The organism is Providencia vermicola, from assembly GCF_010748935.1.
In the GTDB taxonomy this organism is placed as follows: domain Bacteria; phylum Pseudomonadota; class Gammaproteobacteria; order Enterobacterales; family Enterobacteriaceae; genus Providencia; species Providencia zhejiangensis.
Genome location: NZ_CP048796.1, coordinates 2592861 through 2612266, shown reverse-complemented (window position 1 = coordinate 2612266; position 19406 = coordinate 2592861). Strand labels below are relative to the sequence as shown.

The window sequence follows — 19406 nt, the reverse complement described above, 5'->3', positions numbered from 1 at the left end:
TAGCCCGAGAAAATCTCGGGCTATTTGTACTTGTGATAGTTCAAGCTACTTGGCAGGTGTGATGTCTTAACGTGCTTTACGGATTGCTTTGCATCGACAGTTGGCAAGATAACAATAGCAAGCAGTGTTTGTCACCAATGCTATGTCTCTGAATTATTAGCGTATATCGACAATGGCTAATCACTAATTTCTCTTCATTCGTCATAATAAATCCTTGGATTTTCCATGAAAAGTATTCTTTCAATTCAATCCCACGTAGTTTTCGGTCATGCTGGAAACAGTGCTACGGTATTTCCTATGTGCCGTATGGGGGTCGATGTTTGGCCACTTAACACTGTACAGTTTTCGAATCATACGCAGTATCCACAGTGGACGGGAACGGTTTTTCCAGCTCAGCATTTGACAGATATTGCCAGTGGTTTAGCCAAAATTCATAAACTGGAAATATGTGATGCTGTCTTAAGTGGCTATATTGGCTCAGCGGAACAAGGTAAGGATATTCTATCGATTGTTAAGCAAGTCAAAGCGGCTAATCCACAAGCAATTTATTTTTGTGACCCAGTAATGGGGCATCCTGAAAAAGGTTGTATTGTTGCACCGGGAGTGGCTGAATTTCTTTGTCAGCAAGCCCTACAAATGAGTGATGTGATTGCGCCTAATTTACTAGAGTTAGAAACGTTATCAGGTGAAACGATTGTAACGGTAGAGCAGGCGGTACATGCGGCACGGCAATTGTGTCGTAAAGGACCTAAAATTGTTTTAGTCAAACATTTGAGCCGAGCTGGCTATCGTGCTGATCGTTTTGAAATGATCTTAGTGACGGCTGAACACAGTTGGCATGTAAGTCGTCCACTGGTTGATTTTGGCGAAAAACAGCCCGTGGGCGTAGGTGATTTAACCAGCGGTTTAATGTTGGTGAATTTATTAAAAGGCGCAAGTTTACCAAAAGCTCTGGAACATGTTACCGCAGCAGTGTATGAAGTGATGCTAACCACCAAAGAAATGGGCGAGTATGAGCTTCAGTTAGTGGCGGCTCAAGATAAATTAGTGACGCCAAACCATAAATTTTGCGCCACAGAACTCGATTAATATTTTTATCGTTTACATAGCGCTCCAGTGATGAAGCGCTATGATAAATTAGATCAGCCCTTCAGCCGATAATGCTTCTTGAACTTTAGGACGTTTAGCAATTTTGCCGCAATATTCAGTCAAATGTTTCAAGTGAGTAATATCAACACCCACTAATTTTGCCCAATTGCTCACGGTGAATAAATAAGCATCTGCAACAGTAAAGCTATCATCTGCAAAGAAAGCTTGTTTAGCTAATACATCATCAACATATTGGAATTTTCTTGAGAGAGTTGCTCTGGCTATTTGCTTGTATTCTTCAGGGGTTCCTGGTGTGAATAAAGGCGCAAAATTCTTATGTAGCTCAGTGGAAATAAAATTCAGTGCTTCAAGTTGATGATAACGTTTCATCGTGCCAGCAGGGGCGATTAAATGTCTATCTTGTTTTTGGTCAGCGAGATATTGCACAATCACTGCACCTTCCGTCAACTGTTCACCATCATCTAAAATCAAGGTAGGAACTTGCCCTTTAGGGTTGATAGCTAAGAAATCTTGGCCATCTTCCGTTGTTTTATCTTTTAAATTGACGCGTATAATGCTGAAGTCCAGCCCTGTTTCGCGCAAGATAATGTGAGGAGAAAGAGAACAAGCACCGGGAGCATAATACAATTTCATCATAAAACTCCTAAATAGTTATGTTGGCAATCAGAAGACACATATTTTATAGAGTATATCATGACTGGCGGGAAAGAATTTGCTTTAAGGTGTCAGTTTAATCGCAAAATAGTTAATTGGCTTAGTGCAAACCGATAAATCGCGCGATATCAATAAATAATTACGATTGTTCCTTGCTTTGATTTTGAAGATATCCAGTTTAAATGGACGCGTGATTAATGATGTATACAGGGGAGTGGAAGGCTTAGCCATGATTGGTGAGCGTGACTTTTATGATTATCGTTCACCTTAGCGATATAAAAGAAAGATTGCTATTGGACGTTAATAAGAAAAACGCCATCATAAGATGGCGTTTCAAGATAAACTGACACTTATTTTAGTTCTAACTCATTCATCGCAGCGATGCTGAAACCACCGTCAACGTGAACGACTTCACCAGTAATACCGGCTGCAAGGTTAGAGCACAGGAAGGCGGCTGTATTACCAACATCTTCGATCGTGACAGTACGGCGGATTGGCGTTACAGCTTCACAATGCGCAAGCATTTTACGGAAATCTTTAATACCAGATGCCGCTAGTGTCCGGATTGGACCGGCAGAAACCGCGTTCACACGGATACCTTGAGGACCCATAGCATTGGCCATATAACGCACATTAGCTTCCAAAGAGGCTTTTGCCAGGCCCATGACGTTATAGTTAGGGATCGCACGCTCAGCACCTAAGTAGGTCAGCGTTAACAGAGAGGCATCTGGGTTCAGCATTTCACGACATGCTTTTGCCATTGCAACAAAGCTATAAGCACTGATGTCGTGAGCGATACGGAAGCCGTCACGAGTGACCGCATCAACATAGTCACCATCGAGTTGGTCTGCTGGAGCAAAGCCGATTGAATGGACAAAGCCATCAAATTTAGGCCAGGATTTTCCTAATTCAGCAAACAGAGCGTCAATACTTGCATCAACAGCAACGTCACATTCAATAACGAGGTTAGAGCCTAAAGATGCAGCAAACTCTTCAACACGCGGTTTTAATTTTTCGTTTTGATAAGTGAACGCCAGTTCAGCGCCTTGATCATGCATTGCTTTAGCAATACCGTATGCAATTGATAATTTACTGGCAACACCAGTGATTAGAATGCGCTTGCCGGTTAAAAAACCCATAGCATTATCCTTGTTTATTTTCTATTGAAAGCGCGAATATACCAGAAGACACCGTGTCTTGGGTAGTTTTCGCGTTCCTTATTGACGAATTATCGATATCTTACCATGTATTACATTAAGAAGGGTATTTTGCTGTTCTCCTCGGAGCAGTCAAATATCCTGGCGCCATGCATCAATGGATAGTGGCTCACCGAAATGGCTCTCAATTAATCGGCGTGTCACATCATGAAGTGGTGATGCGAGTACCTCAGCGGTATTGCCCCGTTCGACAACAACGCCTTTATCCATGACGAGCATTTTATCGCTAATATGTTTCATCATCCCTAAATGCTGGGTTACGTAAATATAGGCAATATCTTGTTTGGCCTGTAGTTCCAACATGAGGTTAATGATTTGTGAACGCATTGACATATCGAGTGAAGCCAATGCTTCATCCGCAATAATAATTTCGGGTTGTAAAATCAGTGCCCTTGCGAGCGCAACACGCTGTTTTTGACCAGATGCTAGCATATGCGGATAATATTCTGCATGATCGGCTAATAAGCCCACTTGCCGTAGTGTTTGAATAATACGGCGTTCTCGTTCAATTCCGGTCAAATCAGTATTGAGCTTTAACGGTAATTCAAGTGTTTGCCCAATACGTTGTCGTGGGTTTAATGAGGTACTAGGATCTTGAAATATCATACGCACCCGCTGGCTACGATAGCTATAATCGCCATAGCTAAGTCGATGACCGCGGATCATAATTTCACCCGCGGTCGGTTCAGTGACACCTGATAGCATGCGCGCCAGTGTTGATTTTCCTGAACCATTCGCGCCAATAATCGCTAAAGTTTGCCCTGCTTGCAGATTAAAACTTAACGGTTTAACGGCTTCTAATTCATATCGGCGGAATAACCCTTCACGAAAACGAAATGTTTTTGTGAGGTTACGTACCTCAAGTAAGGTATCCATCAGTTTGGTTCCTCCGTATTTAACGGGTAGTGGCAAGCAAATAGATGGTTTTTAATATTACGTAAAGGGGGTGCCACGATACAGGTTCGTTGAGCATAAGGACATCGAGGGCCTAAGCGACAGCCAATGGGTAAATGCTCCAGTGATGGGATCGCACCGGGTAACGTATTTAACCGTCCTTTATGCGGAATAGGGCTTTCGAAATCAGGTATTGAACGAATAAGTGCTTGCGTATAAGGGTGATGAGGTCGCTGTAGAATATCTTCAGGTGTGGCACTTTCAACGGTTTGCCCACAGTAAAGCACATTAATTCTATCGACGAGTTTTGACATCATTTCCATATCATGACTGATCAATAAAATAGTCATGTTATTGTTTTGATTTAGCTTATCGAGTAAACGAAAAATTTGTGCCTGCGTCGTGGATTCCATCGCGTTAGTGGGTTCATCAGCAATTAATAAACGAGGCTGATTAGCAATAGCGATAGCGATCATCACTTTTTGGCATTCACCATCGGTCAGTTCATAAGGGTAGCTACGCATAATATCTTTATGATCTTTAATACCAACACGATGTAACAGTTCAATAGCACGACGTTTTCGCCAATTAAATCGCTGCCACCAACGGCCTTTATACGTCCATCTTGGGATGGCTTGTATTAATTGTTTGCCAATATCCTCAGCAGGATCAAGGCAAGATTGCGGCTCTTGGAAAATCATCGAGATATTGTGACCAATTAGTTTTCGGCGTTTACGCGGACTCAATTTTAATAAATCGATATCTTGAAAACGAAAGCGGTCTGCCGTGACGCGAATATTGTCTTTAGTTACCCCACAAATGGCTTTTGCGATTAAGCTTTTACCTGAACCTGACTCACCGACTAAGCCTCGAACTTCACCTTCGGTCAGCGTCATAGAAATACGGTCAACCGCCTTGACGGGGCCATTGGCGGTCATAAACTCAATGGTTAAATTGCGGATGTCTAGTAAAGGCATTATTCAACCCCCGCATTAATGGCTCGATGTAAACCATCGCCTAATAAGTTGACGAATAAGACACTCATCATAATGGCAGCGCCAGGTAAAATCACAGACCAAGGTGCAACATAGATCAGTTCCAAGCTATCACCGAGCATAGCGCCCCATTCTGAAGAGGGTAATTGTGCACCAAGGTCAAGGAATCCTAAAGCCGCAATATCTAAAATGGCAATAGAGAGCGCTCGGGTTAATTCGGTGACTAATATCGGGGTGATGTTAGGTAACACGGTATACCACAAAATAAAAATATTTGAAGCGCCATCAAGACGTGCCGCAACAATATACTCTTTATCCAGCTCATCGTGAACGGCGACATAGATGGTTCTGACCATGCGAGGGATCAAGGCTAAGCAGATAGCCAGCATCGCATTTTGTAAGCTCGCCCCCATAAATGCCACGACAATAATTGCAAGTAGCAGAGAGGGAATTGAGAGAAGTGTATCGAGTATATGGTTAAAAATGGCGGATTTTAAACCGCGTGTCATACCGGCAAGACAACCAAGCACCAGCCCTATCATGGTGGCTATAAATGTTACCAATAGAGCCGCACCGAAAGTGGATTTAGTACCCAGAATAAGCCGACTAAGGATATCCCTTCCAAGGTCATCTGTACCCAGGAAAAATGCCACATTACCGTAATGAGACCAAGAGGGCGGCAGTAATTGATAACCTAGAAATTGCTGGTCGATAGTATAAGGTGCGAGGTAACTGCCTATAAAAGAAAGGGCTAATAAAAACAATACGCCATAGAAGCCAATCATCGAAATAATATCAGATGAAAAAATATTCCAAACTACCCGCGTTGGGGAAGGCATTTTTTGTTCACGATAAAAATTATCTGAGGACATACCAATCCTTATGTTTTAACGGATCCATCATCGCACCTAAAATGTCTGATAACACGTTAACGGCAATCACTAAGGCTCCGATTAGCATGACACCTGCTGAAATAGCGGAATAGTCTTGTTGGCGTATCGCTGTCACCAACCAACGGCCTAGTCCGGGCCAGTTAAATACGACTTCAGTCACCATGGTTAATGTTAGCATGGTAGAAAACTGTAAGCCTAATTTAGGAATAATAGGGGGAATTGCGTTATGAAAAATATGACGGCGAATAATCGTCAGCCTTGATAGCCCACGCGTTGCAGCGGCTTTTATATAGTTTGCGCTGGCAATTTCCTCGGTACTGTTTCGCACTAAGCGAATGACTTCGGTTGTTGGTGCTAACGCGAGAGTTAATACAGGAAGCACCATATGTTCTAGCACATTGATAATCATCTGTTGGCGATAAGGTGAGTCAGAAAGCCAAGCATCGATTAATGCAAAGCCAGTAATCGGCTTTAAATTATAGAGAAGGTCAATACGTCCAGAAACGGGCAGCCAACCGAGCCGCAATGAAAAGAACAGTGTGAGTACTAATGCGAGTACAAATACAGGCACCGAAAAGCCTAATAATGCAAACGTACTGATTGCGACATCAACAGGTTTATTGCGCCAAAATGCGGCGATCATACCAAGAGGAATACCGACGATGAGAGCAAACATGAAGGCTAAAATACACAGCTCCATGGTGGCGGGGAAGGTATCCTTTAATTGCTCGGTAATAGGTTCGCCATTAATGCTGGAAACGCCAAAATCGAAATGGAGTAAACCATCGAAATAGAATAAATAAGCATCAACTAATGAGGCACCACTTAAAGGCGCATTAGGCGTAAAGTAGCTGAGGCTAAAACTTACCAATGAAAGGAAAAAGACGGTAACTAATAGCAACAGTATACGGCGCAGCGAATAGATGATCATGGTTGCTGCTCCTGTTTAGGTTTGATTTTTTGAGCATATTCACTCATATCACGGTATACGCCAGCAAACGAGGTATTGCCAAATGCACTGATCACTAATCCTTTCATATCAAAACGGTATGCCTGCAAACGTAAAGAATAGGCTAGGGGTAAAACAGGCAAATCATCACTTAATATCTGCTGTGCTTGATGATAATAATCAATTCTAGCGGCAAGTTGTTCTGTCAATAAAGCTTTATGCAATATCTCATCAAAAGAGGGGCTACACCAATGACTTAAATTGGTTTGAGAGGCTATCGCGGCACAACTTAACAGCGGACGGAAGAAACTATCGGGATCGTTACTGTCAGTTGCCCAGCCAGCGAGGGTCATATCATGGGAGCGATCCATTAATTGGTTTTCCTGAAAACGCCCTTCAACAGAACGAATGTTCATGGTAATCCCAACTTGTGCTAGGTCGGCTTGGATAAGCTCTGCCATTTTAAGTGGGCTGGGATTATAGGATTGTGAGGAGATAGGCACCCACAAATCAAGGGTCAGGTTTTCGAGACCTAGTTCTTGTAGCATCTTTTTTGATAGCTCAGGATTATAATCTGTTACTTTGGCTTGATTATCATAAGCCCAAGACGCGCGAGGAAGAATAGAAGCTGCTGTTTCCGCGGTACCATAGTAGATTGATTGCATTAAACGTTCATTATTAATTGCATAGGCAATCGCTTGACGTACTTTCAATTGGTTAAGCGGTGGTTTGCTAGTGTTAAACGCTAAATAAGCAATGTTCATACCTGAACGCATCGAAATACGTAAACGAGGGTCATCACGTAAGACAGAAAGTTGGCTAGCTGCGGGATAAGCCAGTACATCGCACTCACCCGTTAGTAATTTTGATATGCGCCCTGTGCCACCCGCTCCCATATCGATAACAATTTCCTCCATACGAGGCTGACCTTTCCAATAGTGATTGTTACGCAGTAAGCGAACAAATTGTCCTGCTTGGTAATCATCAAAACGGAATGGGCCGGTTCCTACTGGACGCCAATCAATCATTTCTTGTCGATTAATACGAGAAAGATGGTCTGCATACTCGGCTGACAAAATGGGGGCATAGTGTGTGGCTAAATGCCATAAGAAAGAAGCATCGGGCGCATTAAGACGAAATTCGACAGTGTAGTTATTCAATTTACGGACACTCTGCACACTATTAGCAAACTGCAAGCTATCAAAGTAGGGGTAATGACCCCCACTGATATAGTGATAGGGGTGATTGACTTCAAACATGCGGGAAAAACTAAAAACGACATCATCCGCATTCATATTACGTGTTGGTGTAAACCACGGTGTCTCTTGAAACTTTACGTCTTTACGCAGTGTTAATCGGTAAGTGGCACCATTATCAAGAACCTCCCATTTAGAGGCGACCTCCGGAATTAGCCGATAGGTAAAAGGGTCAACATCCAGTAAACGGTCATAGATTTGTGCTGCTAAAGGATCAACGATCAGGCCACTGCTCGCTAACTGTGGATTAAATGTGGTGACAATGCCATTAACACAATAGATAAAGCCATTTTGGCGGATGTTCTCTGGAACATCGTTTGCCATGGTATCTTTGTATGACATATTGTCACTAAGAGCCTGAGCTGTTAGTGAAAGAGTATATAGAAGCCAAAGAATTATTAGGCGCATAGCACTGATATCGTTAACCTTAAAAAACGTATTGTATCGTAAAAATGGTTCAACAGGGTATAAGCAAAATTGTGCTTATTTTTCGTTCTAATACCAATGATTATGATGAAAAATTATCTAAAAAGAAAATATAATTATTTTTAAAATCATATTATTACCTTTTAATGAGAAAAAATCTCATTAAAAAGCTTTACAAATGGTACTGATAACTATTATCATTCGCTTTGCCACCTAAGTGAAAAGCTTACGGTCTGGCATGACATTGCTCACATTGCTTCCAGTGTTTTTTTATAGCCAGCATGGGTGCTGGCTTTTTTTTATCTAAAAACTATGGATTTAAAGTGGTTTTTAGCTAGTCTGTGTGAGAGTTAATTGATTAAACCCACTGTTTTCAAATCATTCTCATTCACATTACCCTGTAAAGTACACATTATCCTGACGATCCCACTTTCCTTGTTTGCTTCAATAAAAAAGAGTTTTTCTGCCCAGTCATTTGTTGGGGAGATACGACTAATCGGCGTTAAATTTTTTTGCCAAGGCGCTGAAATAGCATCTCTTATCATTGAATTAGCGACATAAAACTCACCTCCCTCAGTGAGTGGGATCTGGGTGGATAAACGTTGAATGACCTCCTGTTCAGGTAGCGATGTTTCAAACCCCCAATAATAAAAGGTTTCATCAATTTTATTATTCGAAATTTTGTTGTCACGCTCGAGGTCAATCGCGATAGCCACAAAACGAGTCAACTCAATGCCTTCTTCGGTCGTGTATTGCAGTGGAATGGTGAGGCCGGAATCACTAAATAATTGTGAAAGCGTGATATTTTGAGGAAGGGTATCAAGTTGCGAATCGTGTTTGACTTTATCAAAAAACCGATGATCGCAGAACGAGAGGGATTCGATAATACTATTGGCATTGACAGAGTAGGTAAGACCCATAAATAAAAAAAACAAGGTCACTTGTTTAATGATTTTCATTTATTACCCTCAAATAGTAGTCATAAGCAGTTATAAGTGCAAATAATGAGTAAGTTAGAAATTCAATTGTTATCGATATAAATTAAATTAAAGTAAATGTCATATATTTTCGTTATGAATTATTTTATATTTATTTGATTGTACGTAATTTTACTCATTTGGTGTTGAGGTGGTTAAATCTCAATATATTAGATAATAGTAGAGTGATATATGAATATTAACAATATGAAAAAAACAATGCCTATTATTTTAACTACGTTATTATTATCTTATTCAAGTATGTTATTCGCTGCAAACGGAAATATAGCGAATTCATTAGCGCAATGTTACCAAGAAATAGGTGATAATCCACGTACACAAATAGCGGATTGCTTAAAAGTCAAATTAGTTGTTGCAGAAAAAAATATGAATGAATCTCTGTTAAAAGCTAGAGAAAGCTTAGCTGCCGTTGATTCTAGCGCCACTAAACCAGCACTTGAATCATTGGCGACATCGCAAAAAGATTTTATCGTATATCGTAATAGCGAATGCCAACGTCAATCAGATACCCTTTTAGGGGGGAGTGGCGCAGGCGATATTTATCTCGCTTGTCAAATAGAGCAAACAGAAATGAGAACGAAAACATTACAAGAAAAATAATGCATTGATGATGAGTAAGCCGATTGTTTAGACTTACTCAACTCATGTGTTATTTTACAAAAATAATGAATAAATTAAATATGATTTCAATTAGAAAACTCATCGTTATCAAAATTTAAATTAAGTTCAATCTGATGCTTTTTAATTAAACCTCTGATTTGATCGTAGCTCAGAGATAATCGTTGAGCCGCTTTTCGTTGATTAAATTGACACTGCTGTAAAGCTTGCTCGACTAATTGTTTTTCACTTTGTTGTTGCCAAAGGCGTAAATTACACGGTAAAGAAGGAAGGGATATAGACTTATGCACTATTGGCGTATTTGTATCTGAAAGTTCAGCGAGTTTTTCGCCGAATGGGTCAAAAATAATAGTATCAACAGGCGCTTCTTTGTTTCCATGACGATAAACGGAACGCTCTACAACGTTTTTTAATTCACGGATATTGCCGGGCCATGAATATTGCTCTAAGGCCTGTTGGGCCGCAGAGGTAAAACCTGTGAAATAAGGGCGTTTTAGTTCACCACTCATGGCGATAGCAAAGTGCTCCGCGAGCAACATAATGTCAGATATTCGTTCACGTAATGGTGGTATGCGGATGACTTCAAACGCTAACCTATCGAGTAGATCTGCCCTGAAGCGGCCTTCCTTCGCCAATATCGGTAAGTTTGCGTTAGTTGCACACACCAGACGAACGTCAACTTTTAATGATTGGCTACCGCCTACTCGTTCTAATTCACCATATTCGATAACGCGCAGGAGCTTTTCTTGTACTGACATGGGCGCAGTAGCCAGCTCATCGAGAAAGAGTGTGCCTTTATCGGCGCGCTCAAAGCGGCCTTGATGTCGTTTTTGAGCGCCTGTAAAAGATCCCGCTTCGTGGCCAAATAATTCAGAATCCAGTAAATTCTCATTGAGTCCGCTGCAATTGAGAGAGATAAAAGGCTCTTGCCAGCGAGGTGAAAGATAATGCAGACGATCTGCAATGAGCTCTTTTCCGGTTCCTCGTTCACCAATAACTAATATAGGTTTATTAAGTTTGGCCAGTTCTGAAGTTCGCTCAAGTACATCTAAAAAGTTGGAAGAATTACCAATAATGATATCGTTCGTATTTTTCATGGTTATTTTCACCAATAGTTGGTTTTATTGACCAGTTCAAGACTATAGTCTAGAACGATAATTATTGATACTAAAATAATTAATTCATTATAAATCAATATCTTGTATTTTATTTTTATAAGTTGGCACAGTGGTTGCAATATACTGATTGTAATAAGCAAGATATCACTGCCATCATTTGGCTAAGTCAGTTTTACTATGGAGCGTCACGTATTGGTTGGAAGCCAAAGTGGGTTGAGGCTCTACTGAATGATAAATCCATCAAGAGGATATAAATAATGGGTATTTTTTCACGTTTTGCCGACATCATTAATGCAAATATCGCATCTTTACTCGATAAAGCAGAAGATCCACAAAAAATGATCCGCCTGATGATTCAGGAAATGGAAGATATGTTGGTTGAAATTCGTTCTACATCGGCTCGAACTTTGGCAGAGAAAAAAGGTTTAGAGCGCCGGATCGAAATGGGCGAAAAACAGATTGCGGATTGGCAGGAAAAAGCTGAGTTAGCCTTAGTTAAAGACAAAGAAGACTTAGCGCGTGCCGCACTGATTGAAAAACAGAAAGTTAATTCAATGGTTGATACCTTGAAACATGAGCTTATTATTGTTGAAGAAACGCTGGCTCGCTTAAAAGGTGAAATTACTGAGCTCGAAAACAAACTGCAAGAAACTCGCGCGAAACAGCAATCAATGGTGGTTCGTTTAGAAGCCGCGCAATCAAGCCGCAATGTACGTCGCCAACTTGATAGCGGTAAACTTGATGAAGCGATGGCGCGTTTCGAACAGTTTGAGCGTCGTATTGACCATATGGAAGGCGAAGCGCAAAGCTACGGTATCGGTAAGCAAAAATCGTTGGATCAACAATTCGCTGAATTAAAAGCGGATGATGAAATCAGTGCACAGTTAGCTGCTCTTAAGGCTAAAATTAACACTAATAAAGAACAGTAATTTATCATCCTAATCCCTAGTGCGGTTCACGATTGCACTAGGGAGAAACGGATATAACCATTTGATATAAGGAAATGTGATGGGCTATGTTTTTCTGTCTCTCGTCTTAATTGTTTTTCTTATTTTTATTCTGCCATTTTGGTTGTGGTTGCATTACAACAAGCAAAATAATAGGCAGGGGAGCCAGCTAACAGAAAATGAAATTCAGCGTTTAGTGCAGCTTGCAGAACAATCACAGCGTATGCAACAACGTATCAAGACGCTAGAAGATATTCTGGATGCGGAACATCCTAATTGGAGGCAAAAATAATGACTGATTTTCGCAACCGTAAATTATATCGTTTAACTGACCGCCGTGTTTTTGGTGGGGTATGCTCTGGTATTGCACAGTTTTTAGACCTACCGGTTGCATTAGTCAGAGCATTAGCTGTATTAGCACTGTTTATGAGCTTTGGGATAACACTGATCCTCTATATTGTGATGTGTTTTGTGGTGCCAAAAGCACCGAGTGGTTATCAAAGCGAACAAGATATCAGTGTGGAAGTAACGAATTTATTTAATGAGGTTGATGCGCAGTTAAAATCGGGAGAACAACGTCTACGTCAAATAGAACGTTATGTCACGTCTGATACCTATACCGTGAATAGTAAGTTCCGTCATTTATAATACATGAATGCCCTCACATTTTCGGGGAATAGAACTCGGGTTGTATTCCCTAAAATGGCTTTTTTGATTCATTAAATTCATGTGGTAGCACCATGCAAATGGATATTAAACGTAAATTGAAACGGCAAGCCAAAAAGCAAGCGATTAGTAAAGGGTTAAAAATCATTGTCACTCTTGCAATCACTTATGGGCCCGGTGGGATTATTGGTAAAATATTAAAAATAGTAGGCAGTAAGTGGGTGATAGGCTATTTCACAAAAAGGATGGTGAAATAATCATATTAAACGTTGTGTCTATTTATTGAACGATATAAAAACAATTTGCACTCAACAAATTAGAGATGCTGAATTTATGCTAAATTAGGCATTAATAATATTGAGCGAGTGGGAGAACTATGAAACGGCTGCAAAATGAATTGACCGATATGGTAAATCGTAGTGTCGATCGCCATGTCAGACTCGCAGTAACCGGACTTAGCCGTAGTGGAAAAACGGCATTTATTACTTCTCTTGTGAATCAACTATTGAATGTGAATAGTGGTGCTCGATTACCGCTATTTTCTGCTGCGCGGGATAAACGTTTACTTGGGGTAAAGCGCATTCCTCAACGTGATTTTTCAATTCAACGTTTTACCTATGATGAAGGCATTGCGCAACTATATGGCAATCCACCTCAATGGCCAACACCGACGCGCGGCGTGAGCGAAATACGTTTAAAATTACATTATCGTTCAAATGACTCTTTTTTCCGGCGGTTTGTGGATAACTCATCGTTATACCTTGAGATCGTCGATTACCCCGGCGAGTGGTTACTTGACCTCCCGATGCTTGACCAAAACTACGTAGATTGGTCACTTCAAATGCAAAAACTGCAAAATGGGGAACGCGGTAAATTAGCGCAAGAATGGTTAACTTTGTGTGAGTCCTGTGACCCATTGGCACCCGCTGATGAGAATTTATTGGCAGCGATTTCGACAGCCTACACCGCTTATTTAGAGCAGTGTAAAGCACAAGGACAGCATTTTATTCAGCCTGGACGTTTTGTTCTGCCCGGTGAATTAGCAGGTGCACCGGCATTACAATTTTTTCCATGGCCTAATATTGAAAAATATAGTGAAAAACAACTTGCTCAGGCTGATAAGCATACCAACTTTGGCATGTTACAGCGTCGCTACCAGTATTATTGCGAAAACGTGGTAAAAGGTTTTTATAAAGATCACTTCCAGCGTTTTGATCGCCAAATTGTGTTAGTTGATTGCTTACAGCCATTAAATAGTGGGCCTGATGCCTTTAATGATATGCGTATGGCGCTGACGCAATTGATGCGTAGCTTCCATTATGGTAAGCGTACTTTACTAAGACGCCTATTTTCTCCCTGTATTGATAAACTCTTGTTTGCGGCAAGCAAAGCAGACCATGTCACGCCTGATCAACATGCTAATTTAGTATCGCTATTGCAACAGCTGGTACAAGAAGCATGGCAAAATGCAGCATTTGAAGGGATCAGCATGGACTGTATGGGGCTAGCCTCAATTCAAGCTACCGAAAGCGGCATTATTGATTATCAAGGGGAAAAGCTACCCGCATTAAAAGGTGAGCGTTTGAGTGATGGTCACTCAATGACATTCTATCCTGGCGAGGTGCCGAAAAGATTACCGAGTGAAACATTTTGGCAAAATCAGCGGTTTGAGTTTGAAAATTTTCGTCCTCGACAAACACCGTTTGACCAGCCGTTGCCTCATATTCGAATGGATAGTGCGCTTGAGTTCTTGTTGGGAGATAAATTGAAATGAATGAACCTATCAAACAACGCGTCGATTTTAATGAAAATAGTCGTGTTGAACAGACTGAAACACTAAAAAAAGCCCATCATTTTGATTCACAAGAGCAACATAAGTTTATCCCCGTAGAAGCTGAAGCGGAACAAGATATTCAGGAAGGGGAAGTGGAAAGTCTCATCAATGAGGCGCTAAGACCAAAACGTAGTTTTTGGCGTAAGCTAGTCGGGACAGCGATAGGTATCTTTGGGGTGAGTGTGATCGCGCAATTGGGGATCTGGATCCATACCTCATGGGTAACTCAAGATTGGACAGCACTAGGTACTGCGGCAGCTGGCGGATTAATTGTTGTTGCTGGTGTTGGTTCTGTGGTCACAGAGTGGCGTCGTTTGTATCGTTTAAAAGAGCGCGCTCAGGAACGTGATATTGCGCGTGAGTTACTCCATAGTCATGGCATGGGGCAAGGGAAAGCATTCTGTGAAAAACTGGCCAAACAATCCGCCCTGTCTGCTCAACACCCAGCAGTACAGCATTGGCAGGCCACGCTTCATGACTCGCATAACGACCGTGAAGTTGTTGAGTTATATAGCCAGTTAGTTCAACCCGTTCTTGACGAACAAGCACGTAAAGAAATTAGCCGTTCATCGGCAGAGTCTGCTTTGATGATTGCAGTCAGCCCACTTGCAATTGTTGATATGGCATTTATTGCTTGGCGCAATATTCGCTTAATAAATAGAATTGCAGCCATTTATGGTATTGAGTTGGGCTATTACAGTCGCATTCGATTATTCAGAATGGTACTGATTAATATCGCTTTTGCGGGAGCTTCGGAATTAATTCGTGAAGTAGGCATGGATTGGCTATCTCAAGATATTACGGCTCGTTTATCTACACGCGCGGCACAAGGTATTGGTGCAGGACTATTAACCGCTCGGTTAGGCATCAAGGCGATGGAATTGTGTCGACCATTGCCATGGATTGAGGATAAGCCAAGGTTAGCCGATTTTCGTGGGCAATTACTGAGCCAAATCAAAAGGGCAATGCCCAGTAAAAAAGCGTCTCAATAAATCACGATATTGCTGGTAGGTGGATTGAATAGTAAAGTACACTTTCCAGCAAAAAAACGCCTAATTGTTATTTGTCCGATTAAATGCGTTTATTATTCCTTGTTCTGATAGTGATTTTCTCTGTTTTTCCTTATTGTAAATCACGGGTGTCAACAATATGTGACACATGTGCTGTATTCTTACCGTAAATCAAGCTAAAATAATAAGCCTATATCATTTCTGCTAAAGGTTTTTATCCATGCGTCTCGAAGTAACTTGCCAAGATCGGATCGGTCTAACACGTGAATTGCTTGACTTATTAGTCTTACAGAATATTGATCTTAAGGGTATTGAGATATCAGCACAGAGACGGATTTACCTTAATTTCACACCTGTTGATTTTCAGGTATTCAGCACACTAATGGCGGAGATACGTCGTATTAATGGTGTGATTGATGTACGTCGCATCTATTTCATGCCGTCAGAGCGAGAGCATAAGGCGGTATGGGCACTGTTAAACTCATTCCCAGAGCCTGTCCTATCCATTGATAATAAGTTGAATATTGAATTAGTTAACCCGATGTCATTACAGATTTTTGGGGTTGATGAAAACAAGATAAAACAAAAAACCTTTTCACAGCTCGTTGGCAATCATGGTTTACAACGTTGGTTTGAACGCGAAGATCCCGAACCTTACACAGAAAGAGTCACCGTTAAAGGCAATGATTATCTGATGCAAGTTACGCCGATTGTTTTGGCGGATGAGAATGGTAAGTTGCACTGTACCGGTGCCGTTTTATTATTAAAATCTGTCGCGTTACTCGAAAAGCAACGAAAACAAATCGTTGGTGTGGATACGGAAGGATTCGATTTAATTATCGCCAATAGTCCCGCAATGTCACATGTGGTTGAACGTGCAAAACGCATTGCCATGCTAGATGAACCATTATTATTGGTTGGGGAAACTGGCACAGGAAAAGATATTTTAGCGAAAGCATGCCATTTGCACAGTCCGCGTGGTAATGCGCCTTTCTTAGGTTTAAATTGCGCATCAATGCCTGATGATGTGGTTGAAAGTGAATTATTTGGCTATGCGGCTGGTGCATATCCAAATGCAGTAGATGGTAAAAAAGGTTTCTTTGAACAAGCCAATGGTGGAACCGTCTTATTAGATGAAATCGCCGAAATGTCGCCACAAATGCAAATCAAGTTACTGCGTTTTTTAAATGATGGCACATTTAGACGGGTGGGTGAGGAGCGAGAAGTGAAAGTGGATGTGCGGGTTATTTGTGCAACACAAAAAAAACTGCCAGAACTCGTCGCTCAGAAGAAATTCCGAGAAGACCTTTATTATCGCTTAAATGTTTTGACGTTAACTATTCCGCCACTACGTGAAAGACAAGAAGATATATTACCCCTCACAGAAGCTTTCGTAGCTAACTTTTCTAAAGAACTGAATATTACAAAACCACGACTAGCACCGTCTCTAATTGATTATTTAAGCCGTTATTATTGGCCTGGTAATGTCAGACAACTACGAAATGCGATTTATCAAGGATTGATACAGCTAGAAGGGGAAGTGCTAAATTCACATGATATTGATTTACCAGAAACAGATAATTTGCCCGCAGTAGCTGTTGATTCATTAAATGGCTCATTAGATGAAATAACCAAACGCTATGAAGCCTCAGTGTTATCACGTTTATATCGTGATTACCCAAGCACGCGTAAACTCGCAAAACGTCTTGAAGTGTCTCATACCGCGATTGCCAATAAATTACGTGAATATGGGCTAAACCAGAAAAAAGAGCCGGATAATGAATAAGTCCCTCATATTAGGCTTTTTATTCGTCTGCTTCATTGGGCCGAGCTATGGGCAGGAGTCAACACATTCACAAGTATTAGAGGATCTGTGCCGCAATCAACAACAAACACCTGAAGAGATTTATGAGAATGGTTATTTAATCGAATGTTATTTTGATGGGGCAGATATTCCTTCGGCATTTGAACGCTATAAACAGCTGGATATTGAAAACAACGCTAACTTTATTAACAAACTGGTTAGAAATAAAAATATGAAGGTGACATGCAGTCAAGCTGGTTGCGTTGAAGCAGAGTATTATTGGCCGAATGATAAACAGCTAGATATCAGTTTACTATTTGAAGGTGGAGAAACAACTTACAAATATACTGAAGAGGCAAAGGGAACTAAGCTCGAAATAAGGATGTTTCCTGATTAATCAGGCTGCACCCTATGCAGGTAACTCATCATTTTTTGAAAATATGTGATCGTTGGCGATTTTTTCGACCACAGTGATATCTTTTAGCACAGAAAGCAAACTATACTTAAATTAATTGAATATTCATTTGAAGTGTTAAAGCGATATTTTGATTGATGATAACGAAAACAGCAAGGCCGCCCGTGTGCCTGCAAGGAGTTGCTATGGATCAATTTGCTCTTAACTTTATTGTGAATACCAAACTGCGAGAATATCTCAACCAACGTCATTATCAAAATGATATGTTTGAGTCCGCCGCTTCAGCAGCAGAGTTATATTTAATGAATAGAGCGGCAGTGCGTTACCTAGAAAAAAGAAATCGTTTCACTTGGGAAGCGTTGGTCAAAAATGGTAACAAACCCCGTGATCTGATTATTGATATTCTTACCTCGTCATGCCCTGCCAATAAAGAGCAGGCACTGAAAATTCTCAGCTGTTGTTCTCACTCTCTCGTGAATATGATGAGTGAAAATAAGTTATTTGCGAATGTGGTTAACGCAAAACAGCATAAAACCCTCAATTGGCTTTACGTAGAGTGATTGATTAGGGATGAGCAGCCAGTTTGAAACTGGCTGCATAATAGACTTATTTTAATGCATCAAGTGCTTTATCGTAATCAGGCTCTTCTGTAATTTCTGGAACCAATTGGCTATAAATCACTTTATCATTTTCATCTAAGACAACAACGGAACGCGCAGTTAAGCCTTTCAGTGGGCCACTGGTCATTGCAACGCCGTAGTTTTGAGCAAACTCAGGATTGCGGAAAGCAGAGAGGGTAACGACGTTATCTAAACCTTCTGCACCACAGAAACGTGCTTGTGCAAACGGTAAATCAGCTGAAATGCACAGTACAACAGTGTTGTTAAGGTCATTTGCTAATTGATTAAATTTGCGCACAGATGCCGCACAGACGCCGGTATCGACGCTTGGGAAAATATTCAGTACCTTACGTTTACCTTTGTAGTTTTCTAAAGTGACTTCAGACAGGTCTTTAGCCACTAGAGTGAATGCTTTTGCTTGTTGGCCAGCTTGTAAAAACTCACCGCTAACAGTGACATCATTACCTTTTAATTTAACTGACTGTGACATATCGATTTCTCCCATTAATGAGTCAGTGCGTGAAAGCGTGGATATTATTATTGATCAATTTGTTAACGACCAAGCTAGCACTAGATGCATTCAATATCAACATAGCACAGTGATTTTGGCTTCGGGGGGGATGCCGTTGCGGATAACCGCGTTTACGCATTATTGCGCGAAAAAAAGTCAGCTAAGTCGATGAACAATCATATGAATTGATAAAAAATTGTTCATAATACCTTGAAGAGATTAGGATAAATTTTAAAAGTATGAAATGCTTACAGATTAAGTCATCGTGTATAGATTTTTAATCGCTGAAAGAATATGATGCTGGAAAGGTTTTTTTGGCCGTTTTATAACGTCAGCAACCTTTAACCGAGGTATTTTATTGATTAATGGTATTTAAAGTACCTTCTTATTTGCTTAGTTAATTCTTTCTGTTTGTCCATTGACTTATATCCATAAGAGAGAGTTGCTAGTTCACTTTTGCTAATACGACAG

General features: G+C 40.8%; 21 protein-coding genes. 11 read left to right on the top strand and 10 right to left on the bottom strand.

Annotated features, from left to right (window positions below; translation table 11 throughout):
• Positions 1 to 225: 225 nt before the first annotated feature.
• Complete coding sequence (gene pdxY / locus G3341_RS11665; protein ID WP_154622762.1) at positions 226 to 1089, top strand: pyridoxal kinase PdxY; 864 nt, start codon at positions 226 to 228, stop codon at positions 1087 to 1089.
• A 48-nt stretch (positions 1090 to 1137) separates the two neighbouring features.
• Here pdxY and gstA read toward each other — a convergent pair whose 3' ends face one another.
• The 8 genes from gstA to G3341_RS11625 form a co-directional block, all read right to left on the bottom strand.
• The gene (gene gstA / locus G3341_RS11660; protein WP_154622767.1) at positions 1138 to 1743 is read right to left on the bottom strand and encodes a glutathione transferase GstA; all 606 of its coding nucleotides are present in this window, start codon (positions 1741 to 1743) and stop codon (positions 1138 to 1140) included.
• Between the two features lie 371 nt (positions 1744 to 2114).
• Complete coding sequence (fabI, locus tag G3341_RS11655) at positions 2115 to 2903, bottom strand: enoyl-ACP reductase FabI (RefSeq protein WP_154622761.1); 789 nt, start codon at positions 2901 to 2903, stop codon at positions 2115 to 2117.
• A 150-nt stretch (positions 2904 to 3053) separates the two neighbouring features.
• Entirely contained in the window at positions 3054 to 3857 is an 804-nt protein-coding gene (gene sapF, locus G3341_RS11650) for a putrescine export ABC transporter ATP-binding protein SapF (RefSeq protein ID WP_154622760.1), read from the bottom strand.
• Positions 3857 to 4852 (bottom strand): putrescine export ABC transporter ATP-binding protein SapD, encoded by a 996-nt coding sequence (gene sapD, locus G3341_RS11645; RefSeq protein WP_154622759.1) that lies wholly within the window; start codon positions 4850 to 4852, stop codon positions 3857 to 3859. Before sapD ends, sapF begins: the two co-directional genes overlap by 1 nt.
• Positions 4852 to 5742: a putrescine export ABC transporter permease SapC gene (gene sapC, locus G3341_RS11640; RefSeq protein ID WP_154622758.1), complete on the bottom strand. Its 891-nt coding sequence runs from the start codon at positions 5740 to 5742 to the stop codon at positions 4852 to 4854. Before sapC ends, sapD begins: the two co-directional genes overlap by 1 nt.
• Positions 5729 to 6694 (bottom strand): putrescine export ABC transporter permease SapB, encoded by a 966-nt coding sequence (gene sapB, locus G3341_RS11635; protein ID WP_154622757.1) that lies wholly within the window; start codon positions 6692 to 6694, stop codon positions 5729 to 5731. The genes sapC and sapB overlap by 14 nt, the downstream gene beginning before the upstream one ends.
• The gene (gene sapA, locus G3341_RS11630) at positions 6691 to 8376 is read right to left on the bottom strand and encodes an ABC transporter substrate-binding protein SapA (protein WP_163861995.1); all 1686 of its coding nucleotides are present in this window, start codon (positions 8374 to 8376) and stop codon (positions 6691 to 6693) included. The genes sapB and sapA overlap by 4 nt, the downstream gene beginning before the upstream one ends.
• 368 nt (positions 8377 to 8744) lie before the next feature.
• The gene (locus G3341_RS11625) at positions 8745 to 9353 is read right to left on the bottom strand and encodes a hypothetical protein (protein ID WP_163861993.1); all 609 of its coding nucleotides are present in this window, start codon (positions 9351 to 9353) and stop codon (positions 8745 to 8747) included.
• Between the two features lie 210 nt (positions 9354 to 9563).
• Between G3341_RS11625 and umoC the strand changes: the two genes are divergently transcribed.
• Positions 9564 to 9992 carry a lysozyme inhibitor LprI family protein gene (gene umoC / locus G3341_RS11620; protein ID WP_154623861.1) on the top strand — a complete coding sequence of 143 codons (429 nt, stop codon included), beginning with the start codon at positions 9564 to 9566 and terminating at the stop codon, positions 9990 to 9992.
• 86 nt (positions 9993 to 10078) lie between these two features.
• Here umoC and pspF read toward each other — a convergent pair whose 3' ends face one another.
• On the bottom strand, positions 10079 to 11107 hold the full coding sequence (gene pspF / locus G3341_RS11615) for a phage shock protein operon transcriptional activator (protein ID WP_163861990.1): 1029 nt from the start codon (positions 11105 to 11107) through the stop codon (positions 10079 to 10081).
• 278 nt (positions 11108 to 11385) lie between these two features.
• Here pspF and pspA point away from each other — a divergent pair, with 278 nt between their 5' ends.
• The 9 genes from pspA (at position 11386) to G3341_RS11570 (ending at position 18364) form a co-directional block, all read left to right on the top strand.
• Positions 11386 to 12057 (top strand): phage shock protein PspA, encoded by a 672-nt coding sequence (gene pspA, locus G3341_RS11610; protein ID WP_154623859.1) that lies wholly within the window; start codon positions 11386 to 11388, stop codon positions 12055 to 12057.
• 79 nt (positions 12058 to 12136) lie between these two features.
• A complete protein-coding gene (gene pspB / locus G3341_RS11605; protein ID WP_154623858.1) occupies positions 12137 to 12367 on the top strand; it encodes an envelope stress response membrane protein PspB in 231 nt (76 codons plus the stop codon).
• Positions 12367 to 12723 carry an envelope stress response membrane protein PspC gene (pspC, locus tag G3341_RS11600; RefSeq protein ID WP_154623857.1) on the top strand — a complete coding sequence of 119 codons (357 nt, stop codon included), beginning with the start codon at positions 12367 to 12369 and terminating at the stop codon, positions 12721 to 12723. The genes pspB and pspC overlap by 1 nt, the downstream gene beginning before the upstream one ends.
• A 92-nt stretch (positions 12724 to 12815) precedes the next feature.
• A complete protein-coding gene (locus G3341_RS11595; protein ID WP_163861986.1) occupies positions 12816 to 12998 on the top strand; it encodes a hypothetical protein in 183 nt (60 codons plus the stop codon).
• Positions 12999 to 13117: 119 nt separating this feature from the next.
• The gene (locus G3341_RS11590) at positions 13118 to 14515 is read left to right on the top strand and encodes a YcjX family protein (RefSeq protein WP_163861984.1); all 1398 of its coding nucleotides are present in this window, start codon (positions 13118 to 13120) and stop codon (positions 14513 to 14515) included.
• Positions 14512 to 15567, top strand: a complete 1056-nt coding sequence (locus tag G3341_RS11585; RefSeq protein ID WP_163861981.1) for a YcjF family protein — start codon at positions 14512 to 14514, stop codon at positions 15565 to 15567. Before G3341_RS11590 ends, G3341_RS11585 begins: the two co-directional genes overlap by 4 nt.
• Before the next feature lie 238 nt (positions 15568 to 15805).
• Entirely contained in the window at positions 15806 to 17371 is a 1566-nt protein-coding gene (gene tyrR, locus G3341_RS11580; RefSeq protein WP_163861977.1) for a transcriptional regulator TyrR, read from the top strand.
• The gene (locus tag G3341_RS11575) at positions 17364 to 17786 is read left to right on the top strand and encodes a hypothetical protein (RefSeq protein ID WP_163861975.1); all 423 of its coding nucleotides are present in this window, start codon (positions 17364 to 17366) and stop codon (positions 17784 to 17786) included. Before tyrR ends, G3341_RS11575 begins: the two co-directional genes overlap by 8 nt.
• Before the next feature lie 203 nt (positions 17787 to 17989).
• Positions 17990 to 18364: an ATP-binding protein gene (locus tag G3341_RS11570; protein WP_154623851.1), complete on the top strand. Its 375-nt coding sequence runs from the start codon at positions 17990 to 17992 to the stop codon at positions 18362 to 18364.
• 46 nt (positions 18365 to 18410) lie between these two features.
• Here the strand turns inward: G3341_RS11570 and tpx are convergent, their stop codons facing one another.
• On the bottom strand, positions 18411 to 18914 hold the full coding sequence (gene tpx / locus G3341_RS11565) for a thiol peroxidase (RefSeq protein ID WP_163861972.1): 504 nt from the start codon (positions 18912 to 18914) through the stop codon (positions 18411 to 18413).
• Between the last annotated feature and the right edge of the window lie 492 nt (positions 18915 to 19406).